20 protein-coding genes are annotated in these 23,541 nt (G+C 64.0%); 7 read left to right on the forward strand and 13 right to left on the reverse strand.

The window, feature by feature from the left end:
* The first annotated feature begins 11 nt into the window (after positions 1-11).
* The 5 genes from AC07UX_RS01390 (at position 12) to AC07UX_RS01410 (ending at position 8,586) form a co-directional block, all read left to right on the forward strand.
* Positions 12-1,502, forward strand: coding sequence for a TolC family outer membrane protein (locus tag AC07UX_RS01390; RefSeq protein ID WP_495190242.1), 1,491 nt, complete (start codon positions 12-14; stop codon positions 1,500-1,502).
* 70 nt (positions 1,503-1,572) lie between these two features.
* Entirely contained in the window at positions 1,573-2,061 is a 489-nt protein-coding gene (locus AC07UX_RS01395; protein ID WP_495190243.1) for a DUF2497 domain-containing protein, read from the forward strand.
* Between the two features lie 110 nt (positions 2,062-2,171).
* Positions 2,172-4,202 carry a dipeptidyl-peptidase 5 gene (locus AC07UX_RS01400; protein ID WP_495190244.1) on the forward strand — a complete coding sequence of 677 codons (2,031 nt, stop codon included), beginning with the start codon at positions 2,172-2,174 and terminating at the stop codon, positions 4,200-4,202.
* 43 nt (positions 4,203-4,245) lie between these two features.
* Positions 4,246-6,945 carry a valine--tRNA ligase gene (locus AC07UX_RS01405; protein WP_495190245.1) on the forward strand — a complete coding sequence of 900 codons (2,700 nt, stop codon included), beginning with the start codon at positions 4,246-4,248 and terminating at the stop codon, positions 6,943-6,945.
* Between the two features lie 252 nt (positions 6,946-7,197).
* Positions 7,198-8,586: an MATE family efflux transporter gene (locus tag AC07UX_RS01410; protein ID WP_495191748.1), complete on the forward strand. Its 1,389-nt coding sequence runs from the start codon at positions 7,198-7,200 to the stop codon at positions 8,584-8,586.
* A 76-nt stretch (positions 8,587-8,662) separates the two neighbouring features.
* Here AC07UX_RS01410 and AC07UX_RS01415 read toward each other — a convergent pair whose 3' ends face one another.
* A complete protein-coding gene (locus AC07UX_RS01415) occupies positions 8,663-10,321 on the reverse strand; it encodes an ATP-binding protein (protein ID WP_495190246.1) in 1,659 nt (552 codons plus the stop codon).
* A gap of 239 nt (positions 10,322-10,560) precedes the next feature.
* Between AC07UX_RS01415 and AC07UX_RS01420 the strand changes: the two genes are divergently transcribed.
* Positions 10,561-11,676, forward strand: a complete 1,116-nt coding sequence (locus tag AC07UX_RS01420) for an acyltransferase family protein (RefSeq protein WP_495190247.1) — start codon at positions 10,561-10,563, stop codon at positions 11,674-11,676.
* Here AC07UX_RS01420 and AC07UX_RS01425 read toward each other — a convergent pair.
* The 11 genes from AC07UX_RS01425 to AC07UX_RS01475 all read right to left on the reverse strand — a co-directional run bounded on the left by AC07UX_RS01425 (position 11,646) and on the right by AC07UX_RS01475 (position 22,164).
* Complete coding sequence (locus AC07UX_RS01425) at positions 11,646-12,650, reverse strand: LLM class flavin-dependent oxidoreductase (RefSeq protein ID WP_495190248.1); 1,005 nt, start codon at positions 12,648-12,650, stop codon at positions 11,646-11,648. The genes AC07UX_RS01420 and AC07UX_RS01425 overlap by 31 nt on opposite strands.
* A gap of 101 nt (positions 12,651-12,751) precedes the next feature.
* Positions 12,752-13,189, reverse strand: a complete 438-nt coding sequence (locus AC07UX_RS01430; RefSeq protein ID WP_495190249.1) for an Hpt domain-containing protein — start codon at positions 13,187-13,189, stop codon at positions 12,752-12,754.
* Positions 13,190-13,284: 95 nt separating this feature from the next.
* Complete coding sequence (locus tag AC07UX_RS01435) at positions 13,285-13,497, reverse strand: sulfurtransferase TusA family protein (RefSeq protein ID WP_495190250.1); 213 nt, start codon at positions 13,495-13,497, stop codon at positions 13,285-13,287.
* Positions 13,498-13,501: 4 nt separating this feature from the next.
* Positions 13,502-14,869, reverse strand: a complete 1,368-nt coding sequence (gene der / locus AC07UX_RS01440) for a ribosome biogenesis GTPase Der (RefSeq protein ID WP_495190251.1) — start codon at positions 14,867-14,869, stop codon at positions 13,502-13,504.
* A 95-nt stretch (positions 14,870-14,964) separates the two neighbouring features.
* Positions 14,965-16,302: an outer membrane protein assembly factor BamB family protein gene (locus tag AC07UX_RS01445; RefSeq protein ID WP_495190252.1), complete on the reverse strand. Its 1,338-nt coding sequence runs from the start codon at positions 16,300-16,302 to the stop codon at positions 14,965-14,967.
* 8 nt (positions 16,303-16,310) lie between these two features.
* Positions 16,311-17,009: a tetratricopeptide repeat protein gene (locus tag AC07UX_RS01450; RefSeq protein WP_495190253.1), complete on the reverse strand. Its 699-nt coding sequence runs from the start codon at positions 17,007-17,009 to the stop codon at positions 16,311-16,313.
* Between the two features lie 74 nt (positions 17,010-17,083).
* On the reverse strand, positions 17,084-17,956 hold the full coding sequence (gene panB / locus AC07UX_RS01455; protein WP_495190254.1) for a 3-methyl-2-oxobutanoate hydroxymethyltransferase: 873 nt from the start codon (positions 17,954-17,956) through the stop codon (positions 17,084-17,086).
* An 86-nt stretch (positions 17,957-18,042) separates the two neighbouring features.
* On the reverse strand, positions 18,043-20,499 hold the full coding sequence (locus AC07UX_RS01460; protein WP_495190255.1) for a TonB-dependent receptor: 2,457 nt from the start codon (positions 20,497-20,499) through the stop codon (positions 18,043-18,045).
* Positions 20,500-20,656: 157 nt separating this feature from the next.
* On the reverse strand, positions 20,657-20,845 hold the full coding sequence (locus tag AC07UX_RS01465; protein WP_495190256.1) for a YezD family protein: 189 nt from the start codon (positions 20,843-20,845) through the stop codon (positions 20,657-20,659).
* Positions 20,846-20,949: 104 nt separating this feature from the next.
* The gene (locus tag AC07UX_RS01470; RefSeq protein WP_495190257.1) at positions 20,950-21,621 is read right to left on the reverse strand and encodes an RBBP9/YdeN family alpha/beta hydrolase; all 672 of its coding nucleotides are present in this window, start codon (positions 21,619-21,621) and stop codon (positions 20,950-20,952) included.
* 177 nt (positions 21,622-21,798) lie between these two features.
* Entirely contained in the window at positions 21,799-22,164 is a 366-nt protein-coding gene (locus AC07UX_RS01475; protein ID WP_495190258.1) for a PRC-barrel domain-containing protein, read from the reverse strand.
* Positions 22,165-22,252: 88 nt separating this feature from the next.
* Here AC07UX_RS01475 and AC07UX_RS01480 point away from each other — a divergent pair, with 88 nt between their 5' ends.
* Positions 22,253-22,684: an OsmC family protein gene (locus AC07UX_RS01480; RefSeq protein WP_056687533.1), complete on the forward strand. Its 432-nt coding sequence runs from the start codon at positions 22,253-22,255 to the stop codon at positions 22,682-22,684.
* On the opposite strand, the gene AC07UX_RS01485 is transcribed toward AC07UX_RS01480, so the two are convergent.
* Complete coding sequence (locus tag AC07UX_RS01485; RefSeq protein ID WP_495191749.1) at positions 22,656-23,534, reverse strand: DMT family transporter; 879 nt, start codon at positions 23,532-23,534, stop codon at positions 22,656-22,658. The genes AC07UX_RS01480 and AC07UX_RS01485 overlap by 29 nt on opposite strands.
* Positions 23,535-23,541: the final 7 nt, after the last annotated feature.

Consider the following 23,541-nt stretch of genomic DNA (forward strand, 5'->3'; position numbering starts at 1 on the left):
GGCGGGGACAAATGACGGCGAAGCGCATATTTTATCGGCATCATGCCGCGGCTGCTTTGCTGTTGCTGTCCTCCGCGCTGACGGTTTCGGCGCAGGCCGAAACATTGCAGGGCGCGCTGGCCAAGGCCTATGCGTCCAACCCGACGCTGACCGGTGCGCGTGCCGGCCAGCGGGCGACGGACGAGAATGTACCGATCCAGAAGGCGGCCGGCCGTCCCAATGCGGACGTGACTGGCAGCTTTTCCGAAAGCGTACTGAAGCCCACGATCAGCTTTACCTCGCCCCAGCGCACGGTGAATGCGCAGGCCAACCTGAACGTGCCCATCTATTCCGGCGGCGCCGTGCGCAACAGCGTGAAGGCGGCCAAGGTTCGGGTCGAAGCTGGGCAGGCCAATCTGCGCGGGACCGAAGCCAGCATCTTTTCGCAGGTGGTCGCGGCCTATATGGATGTGCTGCGCGACAATGCGGTGGTGTCGCTCAACCAGTCCAATGTGAAGGCGCTGGAGGTCAATCTTCAGGCGACCAACGACCGGTTCGAGGTCGGCGACGTGACGCGCACCGACGTCGCGCAATCGCAGTCGCGGCTGGCGATCGCCCGGTCCGACCTGCAAACCGCCGAAGCCAATCTGGTAGGAAGCCGCGAAAATTTCCTGGCGCTGGTGGGTGAGGTGCCCGGTACGCTGGAGGCGCCGCCGGCCTTGCCCGGCCTGCCCGCTACGCCGCAGATCGCGGTGCAGGTCGCGCTCAACGACAATCCTGACATATTGGCGGCCAAGCAGAACCGGATCGCGGCCGGCTATGACGTGAAGGTCGCGCGGGCGGGGCGGCTGCCGACCATCACCGGCTTCACGCAGGCGGGCTATACCAACTATCTGCATACGCTGGGCGGCACTGCGCAGGATGCGGAAGGCAATGCGGTCGAAGGGCCGCAGGTCAACAAGCAGGCCGCCGCCGGCGTGCAGCTCAGCATCCCGCTGTATCAGGGCGGTCGGCCCGCCGCGCAGGTACGGCAGAATCAGGCGCTCGAATCGCAGGCGATCGAGCGCGAGATCGAGGTGGAGCGCAGCGTCATATCCCAGACGCGCGCCGCCTATGCCAGCTGGCAGGCGTCGCTGGAAAGCATCAAATCGAACGAGAATGCGGTCGAGGCCGCGAATCTGTCGCTGGAAGGCGTGCGCGCGGAAAATAGCGTGGGCAGCCGCACCATCCTGGACATCCTGAACGCCGAGCAGGAGGCGGTCAATGCCAAGGTGCTGCTGGTGACGGCGCAGCGCAACGCCTATGTCGCCGGATTCAGCGTCCTGGCGGCGATGGGCCATGCCGAAGCGGGCGATCTGGGCCTGGACAGTGGCACGCTATATGACCCGATGGTCAATTATGAGCGGGTGAAGGGCAAGTGGCTGGACTGGGGTTTCGACGGCAAGCCCGCGCCGGTCGCCACGCGGACCGTTGACACGCCTGCGCAAAACGCCAATGTCGCACCGGGCACGAAGCAGCCTTAACCGCTTGTTAACCCGGCTGGGTAATTTTAACGGTTAAGGATGCGCAATGCGGGTTGGACGGGGACTATCCATGGGTGACATGACCAAGGAACCCTCGATGGAAGAGATACTCTCCTCCATCAAGCGGATCATCGCTGAAGAGGGCGAGGAGGCGGTGCAGACCGCACCGCGCCGCATGCGCGCGGAGGCGAAGGCCGCGCCCGCGCCGGTGGAGCCTGTCCATATCGAACCCGCCGTCGAAGAAGTGTTGGAACTGACCGACGAAATTGCGGAGGAAGAAGCCGTGCCCGCTCCCAAAGCCACGCCCAAGGCGGCACCCGTCGCACAGACGGACGCCGACGATTCGATCCTGTCGGTGGAAAGCGAAGTCGCCGCGCGTCATTCGCTGTCGGCCCTGTCCTCCATGCTGGTCACGCCCAAGGATGGCGGCGACAATACGCTGGAAGGGCTGGTCCGCGCGATGCTCAAGCCCATGTTGAAGGATTGGCTCGACACGCGCCTGCCTTCGATGGTCGAAGAGATGGTGGCGAAGGAAATCGCGCGCATCACCGGGCGCTGATTCGCGTCCTTGCGGTCGCTTTCGCGGCGGCCTAGACCCTTGGCATCCTGACGGCGCCGATCGCGCGCCGCCTGCATGATGTTGGACTGTCCGATCCAGGGGTGATTTCCATGAAAAGATTTTTGCTCGCAGCCGTCGGCGCGATGGCGCTGGTCGCCGCGCCCGCACTGGCGCGCCCGTTTACGCCCGCCGACATGGTGGGGCTGGATCGTATCGGCGCGCCGGCGGTGTCGCCGGACGGCAAATGGCTGGCCTATCAGCTGCGCGCGACCGATCTGGCGGCGAACAAGGGGCGGACGGACCTGTATCTGCTGGATATCAGCAAGGCCGGGCAGGCGCCCCGGCTGATCGCGTCGAAGCCCGACAGGAATGAAGCCTCGCCGGTGTTTTCGCCCGATGGCTCGGCGCTTTATTATCAGTCCGATGCCAGCGGCGACGACCAGCTGTGGCGCGTGGCGCTGGGCGGCGGAGAGCCGGTGCAGATCAGCAAGGCACCAGGCGGTATCGGCGGTTTCCTGCTCAGCCCAGATGGCAGCAAGGTGGCGCTGTGGGCCGATCGGCCGGTGGGCGCGAAGACGATCGACGATGTGAAGGCGGACGTGCCCAAGGAGGCGGGGTCGGGCCGCACCTACGACCAGCTGTTCGTGCGCCATTGGGACACATGGTCGGACGGTCAGCGGTCGCAGATCTTCGTGATGCCGGTCGCGGGCGGCCCGGCCGTGTCGGTCATGGGCGGACTGGTCGGCGACAGCCCGTCCAAGCCCTTTGGCGGCGCAGAGGAGATCGCCTGGAGCAAGGACGGCAAGACTTTGTTCTTCGCGCTGCGGGAAGCGGGGCGAATCGAGCCGTTGTCGACCAATCTCGACATTTTTTCCGTGGCTGCGGACGGGAGCGCGGCACCGGTCAATCTGACGCACGCCAATGATGCGACCGATACGCTGCCGACCGTGTCGCCCGACGGGCAATGGCTGGCCTATGTCGCGATGAAGCGGCCGGGCTATGAAGCCGACCGGCAGGTGCTGATGCTGCGCAACATCGCGACCGGTGAGACGAAGGCGCTGACCGAGGCGTGGGACCGGTCGGTCGCGTCGATCGCCTGGGAGGCGAATGGCAAGGGGTTGCTGGTCACGGCCAACGACGTGCTGGACAATCCGGTGTTCCGGGTCGATGCGGCATCGGGCACGGTGACGCGCCGGACGCAGAAGGGGCATGCGGGTAGCGTGGTGCCATTGCCGCAGGGCGGCTTCGTCTATGCGATGGACAGCATCCAGTCGCCGGCCGATTTGTGGAAGATGCCGGGCGGCAAGGGTAAAGCGGTGCGCCTGACCGAGGTGAATGCGGCCAAGCTGGCGGGCGTGGATGATGTGTCGGTCGATCGCTTCAGCTTCAAGGGCGCAAATGGCGACACGGTATGGGGGCAGATCGTCAAGCCCAAAGGCGCTGCGGGCAAATTGCCGGTCGCCTTCCTGGTGCATGGCGGGCCGCAGGGCAGCTTTAACGACAGCTGGTCCTATCGCTGGAATCCCAAGGCGTTCGCCGCGCATGGCTATGCGGCGGTGATCGTCGATTTTCATGGGAGCACCGGCTACGGGCAGGCCTTCACCGACGCCATCAACAAGGATTGGGGCGGCAAGCCGCTGGAAGACCTGAAGCTGGGGCTGGCGGCGGCGGCGACGAAGGATGCGCAGGTGGATGCGACCAATGCCTGTGCGCTGGGCGCCAGCTATGGCGGCTACATGATGAACTGGATCGAGGGGCTATGGGCCGATGGCTTTAAGTGCATCGTCCAGCATGACGGCGTGTTCGACGCCCGCGCCATGGCCTATGAGACCGAGGAGCTGTGGTTCGACGAGTGGGAGCATGGCGGCCCCTATTATGAGAAGCCGGAAGAGTTCGAGAAATGGAACCCGGTCAACCATGTGACCGCGTGGAAGACGCCGATGCTGGTGGTAACGGGCGAGAAGGATTTCCGCATCCCCTACACGCAAGGGCTGGCTGCTTTCACAGCGCTCCAACGGCGGGAAATCCCGTCGAAACTGCTGGTGTTCCCGGATGAAAATCATTGGGTGCAAAAGCCGAAAAACTCGCTGCAATGGTATGGCGAGGCACTGGGCTGGCTGGACAAGTGGACGGGGAAGTAAAAGCGCTGGAACCTGATGGGAAGGCGGACTAAAGCGCCTTCCCATGACCGAACTGCCCAAAACCTTCGACCCCGCCGATATCGAATCCCGCTGGTACGCCCATTGGGAGGCCAATGGCCTGTTCCGTCCCGAACGGCCGGACGCGACGCCCTTCACCATCGTGAACCCGCCGCCGAACGTGACGGGCAGCCTGCATATCGGCCATGCGCTCGACAATACGTTGCAGGATATCGTCATCCGCTACGAGCGGTTGCGCGGCAAGGATGCGCTTTGGGTGGTCGGCACCGACCATGCCGGGATCGCGACGCAGATGGTGGTCGAGCGTCAGCTGAACGCCCAGCAGCAGAAGCGCACCGATTTCACCCGCGAACAGTTCGTCGAAAAAGTGTGGGAATGGAAGGCCGAGAGCGGCGGCACCATCACCGGCCAGTTGCGGCGGCTGGGCTGCTCCATGGACTGGGCGAACGAACGCTTCACCATGGACGAAGGATTCTCAAAGGCGGTCGTGAAGACCTTCGTGGAACTGCACAAGCGCGGCCTGCTCTATCGCGACAAGCGACTGGTAAACTGGGATCCGCATTTCCGGTCGGCCATTTCCGACCTTGAGGTCGAGACGGTCGAGACCAAGGGCGGCTTCTGGCGCTTCCGCTATCCGCTGGCCGATGGCGTCACCCTGGCGGACGGCAGCGACCATATCGTCGTGGCGACGACGCGGCCGGAGACGATGCTGGCGGACATGGCGATCGCCGTGCATCCCGACGACGAGCGGTACAAGGCGGTCATCGGCAAGGAGATCCTCCAGCCGATCACCGGCCGCCGGTTCGCCATCGTGGCCGACGAACATGCCGATCCGGCGCTGGGCACCGGCGCGGTCAAGATCACGCCGGGCCATGACTTCAACGACTTCGACGTGGGCAAGCGCGCGGGCTTCAAGGCTGGCGAGATGCTCAACATGTTCGATGCCGACGCCAATGTCGTCCAGACCGCCGACGGGCTGATCCCCGATCGCTTCCTGGGGCTGCACCGCTTCAAGCGCGATGGCGTGGACGGCGCGCGCGAGGCCGTGGTCGCGGAGATGAAGGCGCTCGGTTTCCTCGTCCCCCATGTCACCAAGGACAAGGACGGCGAGGAGGTCTTCGCCGATTTCGAGCCGCGCATGATCCAGACGCCGTTCGGGGATCGCTCCAATGTGGTGATCGAGCCGTGGCTGACCGACCAATGGTATGTCGATGCCGAAAAGCTGGCCGTCGCGCCGATGCAGGCTGTGCGCGACGGGGCGATCGAGATTGTCCCCAAGACGTGGGAAAAGACCTTCTTCAACTGGATGGAGAATATCCAGCCCTGGTGCGTGTCGCGCCAGCTCTGGTGGGGGCATCAGATCCCGGCCTGGTTCGATGAGGACGGCAACAGCTATGTCGCCGAAAGCGAGGCCGAGGCGCAGGCATTGGCCGGTAACAAGGTGCTGACCCGCGATCCCGACGTCCTCGACACCTGGTTCTCCTCCGCCCTCTGGCCGTTCGGCACGCTGGGCTGGCCGGAGCAGAGCGAGAAGCTGTCGCGGCATTATCCCAACGACCTGCTGATTTCCGGTTTCGACATCCTGTTCTTCTGGGACGCGCGCATGGCGATGCAGGGGATGGAATTCATGGGCGAAGTGCCGTGGAAGAAGCTGTATCTCCACGGTCTGGTCCGTGCGGCCGACGGGCAGAAAATGTCCAAGTCCAAGGGCAATGTGGTCGATCCGCTGGGCCTGATAGACAAGTTCGGCGCGGATGCGCTGCGCTTCTTCATGGCGGCGATGGAAAGCCAGGGCCGCGACGTGAAGATGGACGAGAAGCGGGTCGAGGGTTATCGCAACTTCGCGACCAAGCTGTGGAACGCCGCGCGCTTCCTTCAGTCGAACGGCGTCACCGCCTCCACCAGCCATGACGCGCCCCATGCGGCGCTGCCGGTCAACCGCTGGATCATCGCCGAGACGGTCGCGACCGTGCAGGCGATCGACATGGCGCTGGCCGACCTGCGCTTCGACGCGGCGGCGAACGCCATCTATCATTTCGTCTGGGACCAGTTTTGCGACTGGTATATCGAACTGACCAAGGGCGCGATGGATGACGAGACGCGCGCCGTCGCGGGATGGGCGTTCGACCAGATTTTGGTGATGCTGCATCCCTTCATGCCGTTCATCACCGAGGAATTGTGGCACCTGACCGGTGCGCGGTCCAACGAACTGATCGTGGCGCAGTGGCCGCAGGCGCTGGCCGCCGTGGACAGCGACGCGCAGGCGGAGATCGACTGGTTGATCCGGCTGGTGAGCGCGATTCGCACGGCGCGGACCGAACTCAACGTGCCGCCGGGCGCGAAGCTGCCGATGGTGGTGCGCGACGGATCGGAAGAGACGCATCGCCGGCTGGATCGTCAGGGCGTGGCACTGGCGCGGCTGGGCCGTGTCGAGAGCCTGAGCTTTGGTGACGTCCCTGCTGGCGGCGCGGCGCAGATCGTGGTGGATGAAGCGACCTTCATCCTGCCGCTGGAAGGCGTGATCGATATCGCGGCGGAAAAGACCCGCCTGGCCAAGGCACTGGCCGCGGCGGAGAAGGAGCGGGACGGTCTGGGCGGTCGCCTGTCCAACCCCAGTTTCGTCGAAAAGGCCAAGCCCGAAGCCGTCGCCAAGGCACGCGAGGATCATGCTGAGAAGACGGCCGAAGCCGAGCGGTTGAAGGCGGCGCTGGAACGGCTGGGATGAGGATTTAACGGCCCGACTTGAAATTCCTTCGGGCCGCGCTTGTCGAAGCCCCGTTCTGTCTTACAAGAGGGATGGCCCCCTTCGTCTGGCTGCTTGCAGCAGTCGCTCAGGACAGGCTTCGACAGGTTCAGGGCGAACGGAAGTGGGTAACGCCGCTTCATAATCAGCCAGCGCGAGGGGAAGCGGGAAGTGACGAGGAACAAACCGGGCAGCAGGGACCTGACGCAGGGGCCGATCGGCGCCACGCTGTTGATGTTCGCCGTCCCCACGCTGGCGTCCAATATCCTCCAGTCGCTCAACGGATCGATCAACGCGATCTGGGTCGGGCGGTTTCTGGGCGCGCAGGCGCTGGCGGCCACCGCGAACGCCAATATCATCATGTTCCTGATGTTTTCGGTCGTATTCGGCTTTGGCATGGCATCGACCGTGGTGATCGCCCAGTCGGTCGGTGCGCGCGATATCGACGCGGCGCGGCGCGCGTTCGGATCGGCGGTCGGTTTCTGCTCGATATTGGGGTTGGGCGTCGCGATCGCGGGCTGGATCGGGGCGCCGGCGCTGCTGCGCATGCTGGCGACCCCGGTCGAGGCCTTCGATCTGGCGCTGGTCTATCTGCGCGTCATCTTCTTCGCCATGCCCGCGACCCTGCTGGTCGTGATGATCATGATGGGGCTGCGCGGCGCGGGCGATGCGCGCACGCCGCTCATCTTCATGATCGTGAGCGTGGCGATCGACCTGATCCTCAACCCGGTGCTGATCCTGGGGCTGGGGCCGATCCCGGCCTACGGCATTGCCGGATCGGCGGCGGCGACGGCGGCGGCGGGGATCATCAGCCTGATCGGGGTCGTGGCCTTCATCTATGCCAGGGACATGCCGCTGCGGCTGCGCGGCGCGGAATTGCGCTATTTGTGGCCGGCCGCCGACCAGTTGCGCATCCTGGTGGCCAAGGGGCTGCCGATGGGTTTGCAGATGATCGTCATGTCCGCGTCCGGCCTGGTCATGATCGGGCTGGTCAATCGGGAAGGGTTGCTGGTGACGGCGGCCTATGGCGCGGCGCAGCAGATCTGGACCTATCTGCAAATGCCCGCGATGGCGATGGGCGCGGCGGTCAGCGCCATGGCGGCGCAGAATGTCGGCGCGGGGCGATGGGACCGGATCGGCAAGATCGCGGGCTATGGCATATCCTATCTGCTGGCGATCACCGGCGCGATGATCGTCATCATCCTGCTATTCCATGCGTCCTTGCTGTCGCTGTTCCTGGGGAGCAATCAGCCGGCGATCGACGCGGCCTGGAACATGCAGTTGCTGGCCAGCTGGAGCTTCATGATCTTTGGCGTCACCATGATCCTGTTCGGGGTGATGCGCGCCAATGGCGTGGTGGTGGCACCGCTGTTGATCCTGACCTTCACCCTGTTCGGGGTGCGGCTGGGCTTTTACGAGCTGGGCTACCCGATGCTGGGCGCCGATGCGCTGTGGCTCAGCTTCCCGGTGGGGTCGGGGGTGGCGCTGCTGTTGGCATGGGCGGTCTATGCGCGCGGCGGATGGCGCAAGGCGCGCCTGATGGTGCCTGTGCATGAAGAGGAATGTCGTGAGGCAGTGAACAGCGAAGCGGAGCCGGCCGGGCGGATCGCGCCGGTCGGTTGACGCAGTTTCGACCGGAAGCGCGCTTCGCCTGCACCCATGCCCTCCCTTGAAAAGCGGGGGCTTCTGGCAGCCTTGCCTACCGCCCCTGATGGCGCCAGCGGGTGATGGTGCGTTCCAATATATCGGCTTCGCTGCCCGACTGACGCCACAATTCGGTGAAGCTGGGGTCGCCCGATGCGGGGCGGCGATGCTCTTCCAGATTGTCGAGCGCGACGCGGATCGGCACGGCGACGCCTTCGCCGCAGATGATCGCCTCCCGATTGCGCAGCGCCGGGATCGAATCGAGGAAACCGCGTGCGCCTTCGGGCATGGCGGCCTTCACGAAGGCCTGGTCGCGATCGTTGTTGAGGCGCATCGAGATGATGGTGCCGCACTGCGACAGCACGCCTTCGGCAAGGTCGGACGGACGCTGGGTGATGAGGCCGAGGGAAATGCCGTATTTACGGCCTTCCTTGGCGATCCGCTCCAATATCTTGCGCACAGCCTGGCCGTTGCCGGTGGTCGTGTTGGGGATGTAGCGATGCGCTTCTTCGCAGACGAGGAGGATGGGCCGCTGCGGCTCGTCGCGCGCCCAGATGGCATAGTCGAACACCAGTCGCGACAGGACCGACACGACGGTCGAGGTAATGTCGGACGGCATGGCCGACACGTCGATGATCGAGATGGGCTTGCCGTCGGAGGGCAGGCGGAAGATCTTGGCAAGGAAGGCCTGCATCGTGTCGGCGACCAGCATGCCGGAGAACATGAAGCTGTAGCGCGGGTCGGCCCTGATCTCGTCGATCTTGGTCTTCAGGCGCATATAGGGCAGCGAATTGGTGCCCTTGTCGAGCTTGCCCATCTCATTCTGGAGAATGGTGGTGAGGTCCGAAAGCAGATAGGGAACGGGCGAATCCACCGTCAGGCGCCCGATGCTTTCGGCTAGGCGATTCTTCGACCGGGCCGCCAGCAGGCATTTGGCGAGGATATCGCTGTCCACCGTCCGTTCGGAACCGGCGGAGGTGACGAACACCTCGCAATGCTCCTCGAAATTCATCAGCCAATAGGGCAGGGCCAGATTGCTGACATCATAGACCGCGCCGTTGCTGGCGAAGGCCGCGCCATATTCGCCATGGGGGTCGATCATGACGATATGCCCCTGCGGCGACAGGTCGCAGATGCGGTGCAGGATCAGCGCGGCGCTGGTCGATTTACCCGTGCCCGTGGAGCCGAGCAGCGCGAAATGCTTGCCGAGCATGGAGTCGACATAAAGGGCCGCGCGCGTATCCGACGTGGGATAGACGGTGCCGATTTCCACATTGGCGCGGTCGTCGGCGGCGTAGATCTGCTGCATGTCATGGCTGGACACCGGAAAAATGTCGGTCCCCGGCGTGGGATAGCGGGTGACGCCGCGACGGAAGCGATAGATGCGGCCGGTCAGCTTCTCCTCATCGCCTTCGCCCAGGAAATCGATGTCGGCCACGATGCCCTTGCTGGCCTGATCCAGCGTCATGGCGCGCACGCTGGCGACCAGCCAGCTGTTGCCGACGCGCATTTTCACCTGGCTGCCGACCTGCCCTGCCATGGCGATGCAGGGATCGTGGTCCTGGCCCAGGATCGCCAGCGTCTGTGCGTCGATCAGAACCTTGGAACTGGAGCCGGCGATCTGGAACACCATGCCCATCGACTGGACCGGGACAAGGTGCGCGGGGGCCGAGGAAGCGGGAGAGAAATGTTGTGCGCCCGGCATATGGGTCATGAGCCTTCGTCGTCCCTTCGACCGGAAAGGCTTCCGGTTAACGGGATGCTTCTAAGCAAAAGAGGTAAATATTGGCTTAGCTGCCTTGCCCACCATCTAATCGCGCGAACGCTCACCAGTATAAGGCGACGAGGTTAAGAAACGCCGAGCCGGGGTCCGATATGGACCAAGTGCGTGGCCGGTCAGGAACATGGGGGTGGGTTCGGGCATTGGGGATAGGCAATAATCAGGATAACCGCTTGTCCGACATCCCCACGCCTGATGGAGCGCGCCGCTCCGACGCGATCGCGATAGCCAGGGTCATCTGCATCCTGGGCGTCGTTTACGTGCATGCGTGGACCGGCATGAATGGCGAGGCGCTGCATGCGCTGCGCGGTACGGGCCAGGAAAATCTGCGCTGGCTGTTGATGGAATTGTTCGGGCGCAGCGCGGTGCCGCTGCTCGGCCTGATTTCCGGCTGGCTGGTGGCCAACAGCCGGCGCACCCGCGACTGGGGCGAGCATGTCCGGCGCAAGGCGCGCACGATCCTGCTGCCGATGGCGTTGTGGAACATCATCGGCATCGTGCTGGTGTCGGGCGCCGCCTGGCAATTGGGACTGGCGGCACCCCTGCCACAGTCGGTCTGGTGGACGTTCGACGAGATTTTCATCATCACGCGCAATCCCGACATCAATGTGCAGATGCCGTTCCTGCGCGACCTGTTCCTGTGCATGATGGTCGCGCCACTGCTGGTGCGCCTGCCCAACTGGTCATTGCTGCTGATCGCATCGATTGCGGCCGCGTGCCAGATTGCCGGATTGGGCCCGCCGGTGCTGATGCGCGCCTCGATCCTGGTCTTCTTTGCGCTCGGCATATTGGCGCAACGTGGTGGTTGGGCGGAACGTGTTGCGGCGCGGCCGATGCTGTTGCTGGCGCTGCCTTTCGCGCTGTTGATGGCGGGGCAACTCTATGTGGCGGTTTCCACCACCGACGATGCCTGGCCTGCGGCGCAGAGGGCGCTCGACCTGACGCTGCGCATCGCGGCGGCCGTCGCCTTCTGGCGCCTTGCCTGGGGGCTGGCGGCCAGCCCTGCGCGGTCGGTACTGCTGCGGATCGAGCCCTATGCCTTCTTCCTGTTCAGCGCGCACCTGATCCTGATCTGGGTGGGCGGCCCGGTGCTGGGTGGATTGTTCGGGCGGATGGGTTCGCCCTTCTATCCCTTCTATCTGGTCGCGCAGCCGTTCATCATTCTGGGCGTCGTGATGCTGGTTGGTGGCGGGTTGCGCAGGGTCGCGCCGACCGCCGCCGGGATATTGAGCGGCGGCCGGCTCAAAAAGCCCGAGCCTCAGGCGGTTTCGCGACTCGCCACCTGCTGAGCGGCGGCCATGGCGATGGCGAAACTATGTTTGCGCGCGACCGGATCGAAAATCTGGCCGGTCAGGATCAGCTCATCGGCCTGGGTGCGGCGGAGGAAGGCGGCGATGTCGCGCTCCACATCTGCCTGCGTGCCGATGCTGGAGACGCTCAGCACATCCGACAGCATGGCCTGCGCCTGCATCGGCAACTCTTCATAATAGCCCGGCACGGGCGGTTGCAGCTTCCCCGGCTGGCCGGTGCTCAGCCGGACGAACGCCTGCTGCATCGAACTGGCGAGCAACACCGCCTCCGCCTGCGTATCGGCGGCAAAGACGTTGTAGCCGGCCATGACATAGGGATATTTGAGCTGCGCCGACGGGCGGAAGTCGCGGCGATAGATGGCGATCGCTTCGTCCAGCGCGGCCGGGGCGAAATGCGATGCGAAGGCGTAGGGCAGGCCGAGCGCGGCGGCGAGTTGCGCGCCATAAAGGCTGGAGCCGAGTATCCAGAGGGGAATGTCCGCGCCAGCGCCCGGCGTCGCCTGAATCGGCAGGCGTTCGTCATTGGCGAAATAGGCCTGCAATTCCATCACGTCGCGCGGGAACTGGTCGGGGCCGCCGGACAGGTTGCGGCGAATGGCCTGCGACACCCGCTGGTCGGACCCCGGCGCCCGGCCGAGGCCAAGGTCGATGCGGCCGGGGAAAAGCGCGTCGAGCGTGCCGAATTGCTCCGCAATCAGCAACGGCGCATGATTGGGCAGCATGATGCCGCCCGCGCCGATGCGAATGGTCGATGTCGCCTGTCCGATATGGGCGAGCACCACGGCCGTGGCGGCCGACGCGATGCCCGCCATGCCATGATGTTCTGCCACCCAGAAACGGTGATAGCCCAACCGTTCGGCATGGGCGGCAAGGTCAGCTGCGTTGGCGAGCGCCGTGGCGGCGCTATCGCCTTCACGAACGGGGACGAGGTCGAGCAGGGAGAAAAGGGTCATGCTCGCTATATGGGAGCATGATGGGTTTTAGTTCAAGACTTATGGCATTTTGCCTGCGCGTCTGCGCGGAATGGCCCGCAGCTGTCGCCGTCGAAAGTCGCTTAGACGGCGCGACCGAAGGTGGGTGCGGGCGTTTCAACACGGCGTCCAAAGCCGGTAGGGCGACGGGCGACCAGCGGATTGGCATCGCGATCCAGCAGCGCCATCGTTTCGGTAAAACAGGGGCGAAGTGCGACGATCACCTCGATCAGCTCGTCCGGGCTCTCGTGCATTTCCACACAGCGGCGCGCGACCATTTCGATCTCTTCGGCCATGGCGCTCAGCCGATAGGCACCGAACTGCGCCGATTCGCCCTTCAACGTATGGGCTGGCCGAATGAGATCGACGGCGCTGCGGGCGCGGAAAGCACCCTCTACCGCGCTGATGGACTTGGCGCCGTCTTCGCGAAAATAGCCAAGGATGCGAAGAAAGGCCGTACCCAGCTCGCCGCGGGTCCGCGAAAATTCGCTCCAATTGACCAATTCGGTATCTTGGGACACCCGTGCCGCTCCTTCACTCTAGCGAGGCCAAAATAGGCGCAGGCGGTAAAGGACACGTTAAAAAGCGGCCTGATGCCATCGGTTATGGATGAGATTCAGGGCTGACGCACAAGGGTGAAGCGATGGTCGCCCAGCGCGGAAAATTGCCATCCCTGCGCCTGCGCCAGGGCTTCCAGTTCCCGCGGGGCGATCGGGTCGTCCGCTTCGATCATGACGGCTGTTGCGTCCCGCAGGGCACGGGCGGCGCGCAGGGCGGGCCAGGGGCATTTCATGCCCCTGGCGTTCACGACAACCGGATCGGCAGCCATCGCTTTACTTGGTCGCGTAGGGGTTTTTCTGGCTGCGCAGCGTCAATCGCACCGGGACCGCGCCAAAGCCCAGTTCCCGGCGGATGCCGTTGACCAGATAGCGACGATAGCTTTCGGGCAGGTCGTCGAGGCGCGTGCCGAACAGAACGAACGTCGGCGGACGGGTCTTGTTCTGGGTGATGTAGCGCAGCTTGATCCGCTTGCCGCCCGGCGCCGGCGGCGGATTGGCCTCCAGCGCGGTTTCGAACCAGCGATTGAGGACGCCGGTCGATACGCGCTGCGACCAGGCGGTCCGCGTTTCAAAGGCAACGTGGATCAGGTCGTCCAGACCCTTGCCGGTGGCGCCCGATATGGTCATGATCGGCACGCCGCGCACCTGCGCCAGCCCTTCGTCCAGCGCCTTCTTGATTCCCTGGTACAGCGCCGAACCATGTTCGACCGTGTCCCATTTGTTGAGCGCGACGACGAGGGCGCGGCCTTCTTCCAGCACACGGTCCGCAATGCGCAAATCCTGCGCTTCCAGCCCGCGGGTGGAATCGATCATCAGCACCACGACTTCGGCGAAATTCACGGCGTTGATGCCGTCCGACACCGCCAGCTTTTCCAGCTTTTCCTGAACCTTGGCGCGCTTGCGCATGCCCGCCGTGTCGATCAGGCGGACGGGGCGTTCCTGCCCTTCGCGGCTGGTCCACATCCAGTCGACGGCGATGCTGTCGCGGGTGATGCCGGCTTCCGGCCCGGTCAGTAGCCGATTCTCGCCCAGCAGCCGGTTGATGAGCGTGGACTTGCCCGCATTGGGACGGCCCACGATGGCGAGCTTGAGCGGCGCGCCTTCCTCATCCTCATAAAATTCCTTCTCTTCCGCCTGAAATTCCTCGCGGTCGAGATGGGGAAGAAGCGCCTGGAACAGGTCGGCCAGGCCCTGGCCATGTTCGGCGGAAAAGGGAATGGGTTCGCCCAGGCCAAGCGAAAAGGATTCCATGACGCCGTCGTCGGCCGCCTTGCCCTCCGCCTTGTTGGCCAGCAGGATGACGGGTGCGTCATTGGCGCGCAGCCAGCGGGCGATTTCCTCATCCAGCGGGGTGATGCCGGCGCGGGCGTCGATCACGAACAGGGCGACGTCGCAATCCTCGACGGCGGCTTCGGTCTGCATCCGCATGCGGCCGGGCAGGGAGTTGGCATCCTCATCCTCATAACCGGCGGTATCGACGATCGTAAAGTCGAGGCCAAGCAGGCTTGCCTCCCCCTCTCGCCGGTCGCGGGTCACGCCGGGCTGGTCGTCGACCAATGCCAGCTTCTTGCCGACCAGGCGGTTGAAGAGGGTGGACTTGCCCACATTGGGACGTCCGACGATAGCTACCGTGGGCAGCATGCCCCTATTCCTTCCAAAAATTCAAACCGATTAAAAACGCTACTCCCGCGCAGGCGAGGCCTACGCGGGAGTAGCGTCTAGCATAATTGTGGCGTTTAGCGGAACGCCGTCAATTTTCCGTCGTCGGCCAGTACATACAGCATGTTGTTGGCCACGATCGGGGAGAGCGACATGGACTTGTCCATATCGACGGTCGACTGGACGGAACCGGTCGTCGGATCGATATAGACCATTTCGCCACGGGTCGACACGACGATCAGGCGGCCACCGGCCAGAACCGGGCCGGTCCAGCGGATGGCCTTGTCCTTCTTCTTTTCCTTTTGCCAGCGGCGCAACTGGCTGACCCAGCGAATCTTGCCGGTGGCGCGCGCGACACATAGCAGGCGCGCGTCGCTGGTCACTGCAAACACCCATTCGCCAACGACGGCCGGGGTGGAAATGCCGGCAATGTTGATTTCCCACAGGCGCTGGCCGCTGGTGAGTTCATAGCTTGCCATGCGGCCGCCCTGCCCGATGGCGAAGACGCGGCCGCGATCGATCACCGGATCGGCATCGATATCGGTCAGCGAGGCGACGGCGGTGGAGATGCTGGTGCGCGACAGCGCATCGCCCCACAGGGTACGGCCATTTTCGTAGCGATAGGCGCTGATTTCGCCGGAGCTGTAGCCCGCGATCACCGTGCCCTGCGCAGCGGCGGGCGCCGCGACGCCGAAAATGCCGGTGACCTGCAAGGTGCCGCTATCGGTCCATTGCGTGTCGCCGCTGCTCTGGTCGAGCGCGAAAATCTGGTTGTCCTGGCCCATCACATAGACATGGCCGTTTTCCAGAGTCGGCGCGCCGCGCAGCGGGCCGGACAGATGCTTTTTCCAGACGATCGCACCGTCGGCCACGTTCAGCGCGAAGACGTCGCCAAAGCCCGTGCTGGCAAAGACCCGGTCGCCCAATACGCTGACGCCGCCGCCGAACAGCACGCGGCCATTGCCCTTGCCCTCGGACGGCAGGTTGGTCTGCCACAGCTTCGATCCGCTTGCGGCATCGAACGCGATGACATGCGCGCCGGCGTCGGTGACGAACAGCTTGCCGCCGGACACGACCGGCGATGCGGCCAGGCGCGCCTGGGGCGAACTGCCCTCGATCTTGGTGCTCCACACCTGGCTCGGCGAACCGCCCAGCGAGACATGGCCCATCGCCTTGGACGGATCACCACCCGGCTGCGCCCAGGCGTCGTTGACATAGGGCGCGGGCAGGGTGACCGGCACGTCGGCCAGGCTCGGCTCCACTTCGACGCCCTGCTCGTTGCTCAGGATCGAGACGCGGTTGCCGACCACGGGGGTCTTGGGTCCGCCCTTCTTGCCGCCGACGATGCCGCAGCCCGCCAGCAGCGCGACCATGGCGGCCATCGTCACCACCCGGCCCATCTTCATGCTTGCCATCCGCTCGATCATCCTTCGGTGGTTTCGGTCGGAATTTCGACCGCGTCGATCCCCATGACACCCGCCATCTGACGGGCGCGTGAACGGATCGATTCGGGTACATTGGCGTCCTTCGCCAGCCCCGCGAACATAGGGCCGGCCAGGTCGGTCTTGCCCATTTTCATATAGGCTATCGCCACCAGCTCGCCGGCGCTGCCGAACCAGGGCGCGCCTTCGACCGCCAGCGGCTTCAACCGGTCGACGACCTGCTGGGGCTTGAGGCTCTCAAATTCCAGCGCAGTCTGGCGGATCAGCGCCAGGTCGCGATAGGGCTGGTCGAGCTTCGTGTCGGCGGCGATGGCGGCGTAGAGCGCGATTGCGCCCTTGCTGTCGCCCTTGCGCGACGCGACGCCTGCCTGCGTGAGAAAGGCCGCGGCGCGATAGCCCGGCTGGCTGGCCTTGGTCAGTGTTTCCAACTGCTTCGCGTCGGGTGTCCCGCCGCCCGCAGCCGTCGTCAATACCGTATCCATCTGCTCGGAAACGGCCTCGGACTGGGTCTTGCTGTAATGCTGCCAGTAGAGCCAGCCGCCAAACGCGGCGAGGCCAAGGACGACAATGGCCAGCGTCAGGCGACCATAGCGCTCCCAGAAGGTCAGAAGCTGGTCCTGGCGGACGGCTTCGTCGACCTCGCGCATGAAGGCTTCGCTATTTTGCGGCGTGAGGGCCACGATATTCTCCGAGAAATGGAACAGAAACTCTGCCGGAAGGCGCGATCAATAGCGGTGCTTATGCCACAGGCAAATCAAATTTTGGGTCGATACACCTGATCTTCGGTCGGAAAGCTGCGGTCGCGCACATCTGCGGCGTAGCGTTGCGCCGCATTACCGATTGTTTCGGCGATATTGTCATAGCGCTTCACGAAGCGGGCGGTGCGTTCGAACATGCCCAGCAGGTCTTCGGTGACCAGCACCTGACCGTCGCAATGGGCCGACGCGCCGATACCGATGATGGGCACATCGACGCTGTCGGTGATCGCGATGGCCAGATCCTCCATCACGCCTTCCAGCACCATCGCAAAGGCGCCGGCCTGCGCCACGGCGCGGGCGTCGCCCATGATCTTGGCATGCTCTTCCTGGCTCTTGCCGCGCGCGCCATAGCCGCCCAGCGCATTGACCGCCTGGGGGGTCAGGCCGATATGGGCCATGACCGGGATGCCGCGCTGGGTGAGGAAGCGGATGGTTTCCGCCATGGCGACGCCGCCCTCCAGCTTCACGCCGGCCGCCCCTGTTTCGGCCATGATGCGGCTGGCGCTGGCAAAGGCTTGGCTCGGGGAGGCTTCGTAGCTGCCAAAGGGCATGTCGACCAGAACGACGCTATGATAGCTGCCGCGCACAACGGCGGCGCCATGGGCAATCATCATGTCGAGCGTGACGGGCAGGGTGGAGGGCAGGCCGTAAATCACCTGGCCCAGCGAATCGCCGACCAGCAGCATATCGCAATGCGGGTCGAGCAACTGGGCCTGGCGCGCGGTATAGGCGGTCAGCATGACCAGCGGTTCCTGCGTCTTGCCGTCAAACTTGCGCCGCTGGATGGCGGGCACGGTCAGGCGCTTCATCGGCGCAGGCGTGGGATTGGCGCGGCTGGTCGCGGTGTCGAGCGTGAAGGTCGTGGACATGGGCGCGGTCTAGCCCAGCGCAGGGCGCGGCGCAAATGGTGGAAGGGCGCAGTGACTATCATGCCGCTGCGCCCTTCCTGTCTCTATCAGAAGCTGAACTTGATCGTGCCGCCCCAGGTCTGGGGATCGCCGACCTGGCCCGCGATCAGGCCGGTATTGCCCGGCGCGACCTGAAGATTTTCGATATAGTCGACGTCGAAGGCGTTGCGGACCCAGCCGAAGATGTCGAACCCTTCGCCCCGGAAGCCGGCGCGGAAGTTGGTCAGCGCATAGCCCTTGACCTCGGTATAGATGGATGGCGAGGCATTGCTGTTCCAGTGCGAGCGGTAATTGCCGTCCACGCCCAGATAGACCTGGCCTTCCTTCGCCAGCAACGTGACCGGGATGTTATATTCGCCGCCGTAGGAGAAGGCCCATTTCGACACGCCGGGCAGATCCTGACCCGAAATGTCGCACTGGCGCGGGCTGAGCGCACCGGACACGCCGGGCTGCGAATAGTCTGCTGCCTGTCCCGACGGTTGCAACGTGCCGCCCGACAGTTCGGGCGGGCAGGGCGCGTTGGTGAACTTCTTATATTTGGCGTCGGTATAGGCCCCGTTGGCATAGGCGGTGAAACGGTCGCTCACGACCACCTTGAAATCGGCCTCGATTCCCTGCGAGCGCACCTTTTCGGCGTTGGCGAGATAACCACGCACTGTGCCGAACTGGCCGCCATTCACGGTCGCCTGGAAATTCTTGATCTCCGTGCGGAAGGCGGAGAGGTTGAAGGTCGCGCGGCGATCCCAGAACTGGGTCTTGAGGCCGAGCTCATAATGATTGACCGATTCCGGCTTCACCGTGCTGGCGTCATAATTGACGCTATTGTCGGCGTTGAGCGGCAAGCCGTTCTGGTTGATGCCCAGCGTCTTGAAGCTCTTGGCATAGGTCGCATAGGCCAGGACGTCGCGAGCGACCTTGTAATTGACGTTGAAGTCGTAGGTGAAGTTCCAGGCGCTGTCCGACGGTGAACTGACCTGCGGCTGATAGATGCCGCACTGCTGCGACGTACCCCTGATGGTGCCGGGTTCCGCCACCGTGGTGCAGCTGATGGCCTGACCCTGCGCGTTGGTGACGATGCGCTGGTAGAAGCCCGACTTCTTGTCATAATTGAGGCGCACGCCCGGCTGAATGGTCAGCGCGTCCGTCACCTTCCAGCTGAGCTGGCCGAAGAGCGCCGCACTGTCGGCTTTGAGATATTGGGTGTTGCTGGCCGTCAGGCCGGACAGCGTCGCCGGGATATTGGCAGGGTTGGCCGGATCGGCCGAGGGTGCAAGGCTCCATTGGGCCGCATCGTCGCCCTGCTGCTCGGTCCCCTGGGTATCGATCCGCTGCTTGAAGCCGAACAGGCCGACGACGAAATCGACATCCTTGCTTTCGTAATTATAGCGGAATTCCTGGCTATACTGGTCCTGCTGCGACGGGTTTTGCGAACGCGATACGATCGACAGGCCCGTGAAGTCGCGGTCGTTCTCCGGCTTCCAGTCCCAGAAGCGCCAGGCGGTCACGGACGTCAGCGTGCCGGGGCCGACATCCCATTTGATCTTGGCCGACACGCCGCCGATCTTGTTGCCGGCGTTCAGGTTGGAATCGAGGTCGGTCAGGCGATCATAGGGGTTGCGGCTGGGCACGACATAGCCCTGCGCCGCGGCCAGCGCGTCATATTGGCGGTTGAGCGGGCGCTGCGTCCTGCCAACGCGCACGAAGGTTGTGCCGCAACATTCGGGATCCTGCTTGCTATAGTCGCCCGACAGGGTGATGCTGAAATCCTCGCTGGGCTTGAACAGCAACTGGCCGCGAATGCCCAGATTGTCCTGCTCGTTGATCCAGCGCTCGCTCGTCACATTGTAGAGCGTGCCACGACGGGTGGTCGCGGCGACCGCGATGCGGGCGGCGACCGTTTCCGACAAAGGACCGGAAATGGCGGCCTTGGCCTGCTTGTAATTGAGATTGCCCACGCTCAGTTCGGCGCGCCCTTCGAAATCGAAGGTCGGCTGATTGGTGGTGATGTTGATCGCGCCGGCCGTGGTGTTCTTGCCGTAGAGCGTACCCTGCGGGCCGCGCAGCACTTCGACCTGGTTGACGTCGAGAAAGTCGAAGGTCGCCGCTGCAACGCGGCTGTTATAGACGTCGTCGACATAGATGCCCACGCCCTGTTCGAAGCCATCGCTGGTCAGGCCGAACGGCACGCCCAGGCCCCGGATGTTGACCGACGTGTTGCGCGGGTTGGTGGTATAGACCTGCAATGTCGGTGCGAGCTGCTGCAATTTCACGATGTTGAAATTGCCGGTCGCCTCGATGCTGTCGCCCTTTACGACGGAGATGGCGAGCGGCACTTCCTGCGCGGTTTCCTGACGGCGGCGGGCCGTGACGACGATCACGTCGCCGCGGACATTGGGCTGCTGGACGTCATCCGCCGCGGGCTGCGCGGCATCCTGCGCGAAGGCGTCGGGCGTGATGATGGAAGCGCCAGCCGCACTGGCGAGCAACAGGAAACGCGCGATCATGATAATCCCCTTTATATCCGGCTGTCCGGTCGTTGTGGTTTCGGCCCTGCCGATGATCCGGTCAGGCCGACAATGTCGTGGATGAAGCCGTGTGCGGCTCACCCCCGCCGCATGGGCCGTCCTGCGGCCCGAAACTGTTAGCGCCCCTTCTGGCTCTTCAGTTGGCCAGGCGCGTCTTTTCCGTCACGTCGATCTGGACCACGCGCGCGTCATGAACGGTCAGCGTGATCGATCCGAAGCGCAGCGCTTCCAGCACAGCGCGCACCTTGTCGATGCTGGCGGTGATGTCGGCACGTTGTCCGTCGATGCGGACCTGGCGCAGTTCGATGGGTTTATGTTCGCTCATGGACACCTCTTGTTTCGCTTAGTATCTCAACTTCAAAGATAGACAAAAAAGCAAATATAAGGGGCGCGCAAGTTTGTCTTGTCGCGCCCCTGCGGGGTGAGTCGTTAGGGATGCAGGGTGGGGGACGGGGCCTTTCGCTGATCCTGCTGGGCCATGGGCAGAGCGGGACGCATCTGCCGCATCGCCGACGCCTGTTCCTGCGCATTGTCGATCAACCGTTCGAGCAGCGACTGCCCGAATTGCCAGTCGCCAAGGCCCGATTGCGCGTTGATATGGCCGGCATAGCCCGCATCGACGAACTGGCTGCCCCAATTTTTCCCGATGCTGTGGGCGCGTTCGAAAAAGATATAGGGGTCGTCGCGGCTGCCGACCAGAATCGACGGGAAGGGAAGTTGCGCGCGCGGCGTCGGGCCGAAGCCACCGATCGTTTCGGGCGTTTCCATCCGGTCGCAATCGGGCGGCGCTACCAGCAATGCACCCGTCACCGGCCAGCCATAGGCCTGGCTCTGCAACGCGCCCCACCAGGCGACGGCCATGCAGCCCAGGCTATGCGCGGCCAATATCACCGGCCCGTTCGCTTCCCGAATGGCCGCGTCCAGCCGCGTAACCCAGGCGTTGCGGTTGGGGCTGGCCCAACTGCCCAGATCCACCCGTTCGCAATCGCCGCGCTTTTCTTCCCACAACGTCTGCCAGTGATCCGGCCCGCTATTGTTCAGGCCGGGGATGGTCAACACGACCGGCTGGCGCGTGTCACCCGAAAAACCGAATCGCTCCATGCTCTGATCCTCATCCTTGCTATCGAGCCTTCAACAATAACTCTATTTATCCAGTTGACAATGGGAGAGCGGCGAAATGTGGTGAAATCTAGGCAATCGGAAAGTCGTTACGCGGACATAAGAACGACCGGGGTGGCATCATACCGGCCCGGCCGCCCGATCCCTTGTGAGCCGGAGTTACCAAGGATAGATAAGTCCATAATATTGATATACATTCCGGCCATAGCCCTCATCATAATCGGGCCGCTGCTCGGCTGTGTAGCGGGGGGCGTTGTCCAGCAGTTGCTTGTCCAGATCGACGACATAGCCGCCCTGTCCGACATCATAGGTCAGCATCGACCAGGGCAGGGGATAATGGTCGTGGCCCATGCCCAGAAAGCCGCCGAAGGACAGCACGGCGTAGCGAGCCTGCCCGGATCGCTTGTCCACCATGAAGTTGGAAATCTTGCCCAGTCGCTCGCCTTGACGATTATAGACGGCAGTGCCTTCGACCCGGTCGGACGCGATCAGGTCGCCCCGATTTTCACGCGGTAGATCCGTCATTGTCACTCTCCTGCACGATTGTCTCTGTTAGGATGCAACCATGAGGGACCGCCGGGGTTCCTCCGGCTCACAACAAGGAAGATTGCCCATGAAGATCAATCGTAGCGGTTCGGCCGTATGGAGCGGTGGCCTGAAAGACGGGAAGGGCACGATCTCGACCCAGAGCGGCGCGCTGGACGCCTATCCCTATGGCTTTGCGACTCGCTTTGAAGGCGTGCCAGGCAGCAATCCGGAAGAACTGATCGCGGCGGCCCATGCCTCCTGTTTCACCATGGCGCTGTCGCTGATCCTGGGCGAAGCCGGGCTGACGGCGGAGAAGATGGAAACCAGCGCCGTCGTGACGCTGGAAAAGCAGGACGACGGCTTTGCCGTGACCGCCAGCCATTTGACGCTCAAGGCGACCATCCCCGGCACCGACGATGCGACCTTTCAGGAACTGGCGGCCAAGGCGAAGGCCGGTTGCCCCATTTCCAAGCTGTTGAAGGCGGACATCAGTCTTGAGGCGGAGTTGTTAGGCTGACGAGCGGCTTCCTGGCGCGGCGATGTTCGCGCCAGGCGATGTAGAGGCCGCTGGCGATGATGAGGGTCGCACCGACCCAGGTCGTCGCCATCGGCCAATCCTCCCCGATCGCGACGCCCAGCAGGGTGGTCCAGATGATCGCGCTATAATCCATCGGCAGCACGACCGACACCGGCCCCCAGCGCAATGCGGCGGTCAGGCAGAGCTGGGCGATACCGCCGAAAAGGCCGATGGTCAGCAACAGGCCCCAGGTCGCGGCATCATGCGCCTGCGCGACGAAGGGCATGGCGATGCCCAGCGGGATCATCGACAAGGCGGTGAACCAGAAGACGACGACGCCCGCCGCCTCCGTCCTGCCCAGTTCGCGCAGGACCAGGCTGACGCTGGCGGTCATCAGCGCGGCGGCGATGGCGACGGCCACGCCCTGCATCGGGAAATGGCCGGCATCCGGACGGATCATCACCAGGACGCCGACAAAGCCGATCAGCACCGCGCCCCAGCGGTGGATGCCCGTCACTTCCCGCAGGATGAGAGCGGACAGGATCGTGCCGAAGATCGGCATGGTAAAGCCGATCGTCGCCGCCTCGGCGGGTGGCAGCAAGATATAAGACAGGAAATTGAGCAGCATGCCGGTCAGGCCCAGCATCATGCGGCTGGCATGGACGCGGATGCGCCGGGTGCGGATGGTCCGCAGGCCGCCGGCCATGGCGACCCAGGCCAGCACCACCGGCAGCGCCAGCGCCTGACGGTAGAAGAGCGATTCCACGACATGCACGCCATGTTCGCTCGCCAGCCGCACGGTGACGAACATGATAGACAGGCAGATGACGGCGATCAGGCGCAGCGCGATGGCAAAG

The sequence above is a fragment of the Sphingobium sp. GW821-FHT02B05 genome (genome assembly GCF_059421905.1).

Coding starts and splice junctions, on each gene's coding strand:
- AC07UX_RS01390 (WP_495190242.1), top strand. CDS start 12: ATGACGGCGAAGCGCATATTTTATCGGCATCATGCCGCGGCTGCTTTG.
- AC07UX_RS01395 (WP_495190243.1), top strand. CDS start 1,573: ATGGGTGACATGACCAAGGAACCCTCGATGGAAGAGATACTCTCCTCC.
- AC07UX_RS01400 (WP_495190244.1), top strand. CDS start 2,172: ATGAAAAGATTTTTGCTCGCAGCCGTCGGCGCGATGGCGCTGGTCGCC.
- AC07UX_RS01405 (WP_495190245.1), top strand. CDS start 4,246: ATGACCGAACTGCCCAAAACCTTCGACCCCGCCGATATCGAATCCCGC.
- AC07UX_RS01410 (WP_495191748.1), top strand. CDS start 7,198: ATGTTCGCCGTCCCCACGCTGGCGTCCAATATCCTCCAGTCGCTCAAC.
- AC07UX_RS01415 (WP_495190246.1), bottom strand. CDS start 10,321: ATGACCCATATGCCGGGCGCACAACATTTCTCTCCCGCTTCCTCGGCC.
- AC07UX_RS01425 (WP_495190248.1), bottom strand. CDS start 12,650: ATGACCCTTTTCTCCCTGCTCGACCTCGTCCCCGTTCGTGAAGGCGAT.
- AC07UX_RS01435 (WP_495190250.1), bottom strand. CDS start 13,497: ATGGCTGCCGATCCGGTTGTCGTGAACGCCAGGGGCATGAAATGCCCC.
- der (WP_495190251.1), bottom strand. CDS start 14,869: ATGCTGCCCACGGTAGCTATCGTCGGACGTCCCAATGTGGGCAAGTCC.
- AC07UX_RS01445 (WP_495190252.1), bottom strand. CDS start 16,302: ATGGCAAGCATGAAGATGGGCCGGGTGGTGACGATGGCCGCCATGGTC.
- panB (WP_495190254.1), bottom strand. CDS start 17,956: ATGTCCACGACCTTCACGCTCGACACCGCGACCAGCCGCGCCAATCCC.
- AC07UX_RS01460 (WP_495190255.1), bottom strand. CDS start 20,499: ATGATCGCGCGTTTCCTGTTGCTCGCCAGTGCGGCTGGCGCTTCCATC.
- AC07UX_RS01465 (WP_495190256.1), bottom strand. CDS start 20,845: ATGAGCGAACATAAACCCATCGAACTGCGCCAGGTCCGCATCGACGGA.
- AC07UX_RS01470 (WP_495190257.1), bottom strand. CDS start 21,621: ATGGAGCGATTCGGTTTTTCGGGTGACACGCGCCAGCCGGTCGTGTTG.
- AC07UX_RS01475 (WP_495190258.1), bottom strand. CDS start 22,164: ATGACGGATCTACCGCGTGAAAATCGGGGCGACCTGATCGCGTCCGAC.
- AC07UX_RS01480 (WP_056687533.1), top strand. CDS start 22,253: ATGAAGATCAATCGTAGCGGTTCGGCCGTATGGAGCGGTGGCCTGAAA.